General features: G+C 65.3%; 6 protein-coding genes. 4 read left to right on the plus strand and 2 right to left on the minus strand.

What is annotated here, in order from left to right; all coding sequences use genetic code 11:
• The 3 genes from AUC71_RS19160 to AUC71_RS03205 form a co-directional block, all read left to right on the plus strand.
• On the plus strand, nt 1-742 hold a 742-nt coding region (locus AUC71_RS19160; protein ID WP_483127795.1), incomplete at its 5' end, for a Rossmann-fold NAD(P)-binding domain-containing protein.
• 26 nt (nt 743-768) lie between these two features.
• The gene (locus tag AUC71_RS17310; RefSeq protein WP_244500775.1) at nt 769-996 is read left to right on the plus strand and encodes a DoxX-like family protein; all 228 of its coding nucleotides are present in this window, start codon (nt 769-771) and stop codon (nt 994-996) included.
• Between the two features lie 3 nt (nt 997-999).
• A complete protein-coding gene (locus AUC71_RS03205; RefSeq protein WP_069623114.1) occupies nt 1,000-1,539 on the plus strand; it encodes a DUF2269 family protein in 540 nt (179 codons plus the stop codon).
• Here the strand turns inward: AUC71_RS03205 and AUC71_RS03210 are convergent.
• Nucleotides 1,536-2,081, minus strand: coding sequence for a PRC-barrel domain-containing protein (locus AUC71_RS03210; RefSeq protein ID WP_069623115.1), 546 nt, complete (start codon nt 2,079-2,081; stop codon nt 1,536-1,538). The two genes, AUC71_RS03205 and AUC71_RS03210, sit on opposite strands and share 4 nt — an antisense overlap.
• Before the next feature lie 533 nt (nt 2,082-2,614).
• Between AUC71_RS03210 and gyrA the strand changes: the two genes are divergently transcribed.
• Entirely contained in the window at nt 2,615-5,410 is a 2,796-nt protein-coding gene (gene gyrA, locus AUC71_RS03215) for a DNA gyrase subunit A (RefSeq protein WP_069623116.1), read from the plus strand.
• An 18-nt stretch (nt 5,411-5,428) separates the two neighbouring features.
• Here the strand turns inward: gyrA and AUC71_RS03220 are convergent.
• On the minus strand, nt 5,429-5,857 hold a 429-nt coding region (locus tag AUC71_RS03220; RefSeq protein WP_158007679.1), incomplete at its 5' end, for a Crp/Fnr family transcriptional regulator.

Raw genomic sequence — 5,857 nt, forward strand, 5'->3', positions numbered from 1 at the left:
CGGCGTGCGCCGCGTCGTGCATGTCTCCGCGATAAGCGCCGAGGGCGACGTGGCGAGCGGCTATGCCAAATCCAAGGCGAAGGCCGATACGGCCTTGGCAGCTCTCGATCTCGATTGGGTCATCATCAAGCCGTCGCTCGTGATCGGGCGGGGCGCTTATGGCGGCACGGCGCTGATGCGCGGGCTGGCGGGGCTCCCTTACATCCTGCCGCTGCCGGGACCGGCCACGGAGCGGTTCCAGCCGATCGCGGCGGACGATCTGGCGCGCGGAATCGCCAAGCTCGCGACAGGGGAGACGGCGGCGCGGCGGGAAACGGTGTTCGCCGCCGGCCCCGAAACTGTCAGCGTGGGCGACATTCTTCGAAGACTGCGCGCGTGGCTCGGCTTTGCGCCGGCGCGGGAGGTGTCCGTGCCCCTGCCGCTCTTGCGCCTTCTGCTACGCTTCGGCGACGCGGCGGGCTGGATCGGACATGTTTCGGCGGCGCGGACCACCTCGCTCACCCAGATGCTCTATGACCGGATCGTGGACGCCGAGCCCTTTACGCGGATCGCGGGCCCGGTAAAGACCTTTGCGGAGACGTTGCAGAGCACCCCGGCAACGATGCAAGACCGGCTCCACGCGCGGACCTATTTCGCCGTGCCCTTCCTCCAGGTGGCGCTTGCAATGTTCTGGATTCTCTCGGGCCTCATCGCCTTGGCCCGAGCACGACGCTGCTCGCGGGCACCATCCTTGCGCATGTAGGCGTCGACCCCGCCGTAGCGCAGCCGCTGGTCGGCCTCGGCGCCGCCATCGATGTGGCGGCCGGCGTGCTTTTCCTGGTTCCCGGCTGGGTGCGGCGGGCAGGGGCGCTGCAATTCGCCATCAGCGCGGTCTATTTGGTCAGCCTCAGCGTCGTCGCGCCCGCCCTGTGGTTCGATCCGTTCGGGGCGCTCCTCAAGATCGTCCCGTTGATGGGCGCGACGCTCGTGGTCATGGCCTTTCAAGAGAAGCGCTAGGCGATGTCTCTCTATCTCGCGCTGAAATTTCTGCACCTTGTCGGCGCCGCGGTCCTGCTCGGGACCGGCGCCGGGATCGCCTTCTTCCTTTATCGGGCCGAGCGGCACGAAACCCCCGCGATCGTCGCCGGCACGCTCCGCATCGTCGTTGCCGCCGATTACCTCTTCACCGCGACCGCGGCCATCGCTCAACCGCTCACCGGGCTATGGCTCGTGTCCGTCGCGGGCTATGCCCTCGATCAGACCTGGATCGTCGCAAGCCTCGTCCTCTACGCGCTCGTTGCCGTCTGCTGGTTGCCGGTGGTCGTCATACAGATCCGCATGCGCGACATCGCCGCCGCAGCGGTTGCCCAAGGCGCGAGCGCGCTTCCCGAGAGCTATTGGCGATTGTCGCGGGTATGGTTCTGGCTTGGCTGGCCCGCCTTCATCTCGGTGCTCGCGATTTTCTGGCTGATGATCGCCAAGCCGCCTGACGGCGCACGAAAAAGCCCGGCCTGCCGTCCGGCAGACCGGGCCTCGTCCTACGAAAGACGCTCAAGCTAATAGACGCCGGGATCGCTCGGCAGCCTCTCCTCGTCCTTCTCGATGACGCTGGTGTTCTCGCCGACGGTGACGGCCTGCTCGCTCAGGCGCTGATAGTCGGGGGCGGAGCCGAGCATCCCGCTGGTCAACGTGGTGACCACGGTCACGTTCTGCGCCTCGTCGCGGTTGAACGTGAGGTCCTCGTAACGCACGGCGACCTCTTTCTCGCCGATGCCGAGGAAGCCGCCGACGCCGATCAGCACAGCGGCGATCTCGCCGTTCTCGTTGGTGACGATGTCGTTGATATGACCGATGGAGTCGTTGTCGGCATTCACCACGGACTGGCCGATCATGTTGCTGGCGAGCCACTGATCGGGCTCTTGCTTGGCGCCGAATATCGGCTGGTCAAGCGAGGCGGAATCCTCGATCGCCTCCTCGGGGTGGTCCATCGGCTTTTCGAGCTCGCTCGCCTTGGGCAGAGGCGGCATGACTCCGTCCTCAGGTGGGGCAATCTCGGACGATTTGTCCGGAATAGGCTCGGCCGGATCGGCCGGCTCTTCCATGATCTCCGGCGGCGCAATGTCGGACGGCAGCGTCTCCTCCGACGCCGCCGGAGGGGGTCTGCGCCTCGTCGGCCGGAAGGTCGGTGTCCTGAGCCAGGGCGGGGGTGATGCTCATGAGCAGGCCAACCGCCGTACCTGTGAGAAGTCTATTCATGGGTCTTCTCCTCGTCGGGTTTCGCGAATGATCGGCGCCATTTTTGCGCCGCAATCCATGGGCGGCACAGTCCATGCCGCTGCATTCCAAACCAACGTTCGCCGACTCGCGGAGTTCCCAAAAATCGCTTGCGCGGACGTGCTTTTTGAGGGCGTAAAAGCGCCCGTTTCGTGTCGCCGCCGAGGCCGGGCAAGTGCTTGTAGTTATTGGTGAAAATAACGGTGTTCCGCGGTCGAGAATGGTTGCGGAATCGCCTTCAAATCAGCTATAGAAAAACGACTCCTCGAACGCATTGCACGCAACGCCGCAAGGGCAGTTTTCCCGTGGCGGGGCAGGCGTCTATCAGGGGTCTGACGTTTCTTAGAAGGCACTCCCATCCTTGGCTGACCAAGACGATACAGACGTCGAAGGGCCGTCGCCCTCGGACATAAGACCGGTCTCGCTCATCGACGAGATGAAGCGCTCCTATCTCGATTACGCCATGAGCGTGATCGTCTCGCGCGCGCTGCCCGATGTGCGCGACGGGCTCAAGCCCGTGCACCGCCGCATCCTGTTTTCGATGCGCGAGAACAACTACACGCCGGACCGGCCGTACAACAAATCGGCGCGCGTCACCGGCGACACGATGGGTAAGTATCATCCGCACGGCAACCAGGCGATCTACGACGCTTGGGTGCGCCTCGCCCAGGACTTCTCCATGCGCCTGCCGCTGATCGACGGGCAGGGGAACTTCGGCTCGGTCGACGGCGACCCGCCGGCAGCCGAGCGCTACACCGAGGTCCGCCTGGCGAAGCCCGCCATGGCGCTGCTCGACGATCTCGAGAACGACACGGTCGATTTCCAGCCGAACTACGACGGCCGCGAGAAAGAGCCGGTCGTCCTGCCGGCCAAGTTTCCGAATCTGCTCGTCAACGGCGCGGGCGGCATCGCCGTCGGCATGGCCACCAACATCCCGCCGCACAATCTCGGCGAGGTGGTCGATGCCTGCATCGCCTATCTCGACAATCCCGCCATCGATATCGACGAGCTGATTGAGATCGTGCCCGGACCGGACTTCCCGACCGGCGGCCTCATTCTCGGCCGGCAAGGCATTCGCTCCGCCTATCACAAGGGCCGGGGCTCGGTCTTGATGCGCGGCCGCGTCGCCGTGGAAGAGGTTCGCAAGGACCGCGATGCGCTGGTCATCACCGAAATTCCCTATCAGGTGAACAAGGCGACGATGGTCGAGAAGATCGCCGAGCTCGTGCGCGAGAAGAGAATCGAGGGCATCTCAGACATTCGCGACGAGAGCGACCGGCAAGGCATGCGCGTGGTCATCGAGCTGAAGCGCGACGCCATGGCCGACGTGGTGCGCAACCAGATCTACCGCTTCTCGCCGCTGCAATCGACCTTCGGCTGCAACATGGTGGCGCTGACGGGCGGCCGTCCCGAGATCTTCAATCTGAAGGACATGGTACGCGCCTTCACCGACTTCCGCGAGGAGGTCGTCGGCCGCCGGATCAAATTCCTCTTGAAGAAGGCACGCGACCGCGCCCATGTGCTGGTCGGTCTCGCCATCGCCGTCGCCAATATCGACGATGTGATCGCGCTGATCCGGAAAGCGCCCGACCCGGCGACCGCCCGCGAGCAGCTGATGGCGCGCGACTGGCCGGCGAAGGACGTGGTGGCGCTGGTCGAGCTGATCGCCGATCCCCGTCACAAGGTCTCCGAGCAAGGCACCTACAAGCTGTCCGAGGAGCAGGCGAAGGCCATTCTCGATTTGCGTCTGCAGCGCCTCACCGCGCTTGGCCGCGACGAGATCGGCGACGAGCTGAAGGGCTTGGGCGATCAGATCGCCGACTATCTCGACATCCTGCGGTCGCGCGAGCGCATCGTCGACATCGTCAAGGGCGAGCTGAACGCGCTGAAAGAGCAGTTCGGCACGCCGCGCCGCACCGAGATTATCGACATGGTCGGCGAGGTCGAGGACGAAGACCTCATTCAGCGCGAGGACATGGTCGTCACCGTGTCCCACAAGGGTTACATCAAGCGCGTGCCGCTGTCGGCCTATCGGGCCCAGCGCCGCGGCGGCAAGGGCCGCGCCGGCATGGCGACGCGCGACGAGGATTTCGTCAGCCGCATCTTCATCGCCAATACGCACACGCCGGTGCTGTTCTTCTCCTCGCGCGGCATGGCCTACAAGATGAAAGTATGGCGTTTGCCGCAAGCGGCGCCGCAATCGCGCGGCAAAGCGCTGATCAATCTCCTGCCGCTCGGCAAGGACGAGATCATCACCACCATCTTGCCGTTGCCCGAAGACGAGACGTCTTGGGCGAAGCTGGACGTGATGTTCGCCACCAATGACGGCAGCGTCCGCCGCAACAAGCTCTCCGACTTCATCGAGGTGCGCCAGAACGGCAAGATCGCCATGAAGCTCGAAGAGGGCGACCACATCGTCGGCGTCGAGGTCTGCAGTGTGCAGCACGATGTGTTGCTCACCTCGCGTGACGGCCAAGCGATCCGTTTCCCCGTGGACGACGTGCGCGTGTTCAAGGGACGCATGTCGACCGGCGTGCGGGGCATCAAGCTCGGCAAGGGCGACGAGCTGATCTCCATGTCGATCCTCGGTCACGTCGAGGCCTCCGCGGCCGAACGCGCGGCCTATGTGCGCCAGGCCAATATGGTGCGCCGCGGCGGCGTCGATTACGAGCCGGACATCGAGCCGGATGGCGAAGGGGAGGAGGCCGTGGTGCTCAGCCCCGAGCGTTACGCGGAGCTCAGCGCTCATGAGGAGTTCGTGCTGACCATCTCCGAGAACGGCTACGGCAAGCGCTCGAGCGCCTATGAGTTCCGGGTCTCCGGCCGAGGCGGCAAAGGCATTATCGGCATGGTCGTCAACAAGCGGAACGGCAAGCTGGTGGCGTCCTTCCCGGCCGAGGACAGGGATCAGGTCATGCTCGTGACGGATCGGGGTCAGCTCATCCGTATTCCCGTCGACGGCATCTCCATCGTCGGCCGCTCGACCCAGGGCGTGATCGTGTTCGACACGGCGCAAGACGAGCGGGTCGTCTCCGTCGAGCACATCCCCGACGAGAATGGCAGCGGGGCCGTCGAAGAGGTTGGCGAGATCGACGAAGCGGACGAACCGGATAGCGATGAGCCCGCGCCGGACGAGGATCTGCCGGGCGAGGCGTAATTTGCCCCTTGAAGGCAGTCAGACGCTGGCTTCCGCCCCGCCGCATAGCGCTTGAAGCGAGCGTGCCGCGGGCGTCAACGCGGCGAGCGCCTCGAAGTCGCGGATCAGGGCCCGGTGCCGCTCGGGATGGCTCAGAAGCCCGGTGGCGCGCAGGCGGGAGATCGTCCGCGACAGCGTATCGGGGTTCAGCCCGAGATAATCGGCCAGGTCGGTGCGGCTCAGCGGCATCTCGAAGGCGAGACCGCCGCACGGCGCCCGCACGCCGGTGGTCAACGCAAGTTCCGTGAGGAAGGTGGCGAGGCGCTGGAGACAGTCGAGCCGCCCGACCGTCGCCAGGTGGATGGCTTGCCGCGCGGTCTGCTTGGCGACGGCGTCGTCGAAATAGCGGGCAATCGCCGGATCGCCCGCAGCGAGCGCGGCGAACGTGCCGAAGCGGAAGCGTAGCAC

Source organism: Methyloceanibacter marginalis, assembly GCF_001723295.1.
Lineage (GTDB): Bacteria > Pseudomonadota > Alphaproteobacteria > Rhizobiales > Methyloligellaceae > Methyloceanibacter > Methyloceanibacter marginalis.

Excerpts from the sequence above, each read along its gene's own strand:
- AUC71_RS03205 (WP_069623114.1), top strand. The coding sequence starts at position 1,000 with ATGTCTCTCTATCTCGCGCTGAAATTTCTGCACCTTGTCGGCGCCGCG.
- AUC71_RS03210 (WP_069623115.1), bottom strand. The coding sequence starts at position 2,081 with ATGGAAGAGCCGGCCGATCCGGCCGAGCCTATTCCGGACAAATCGTCC.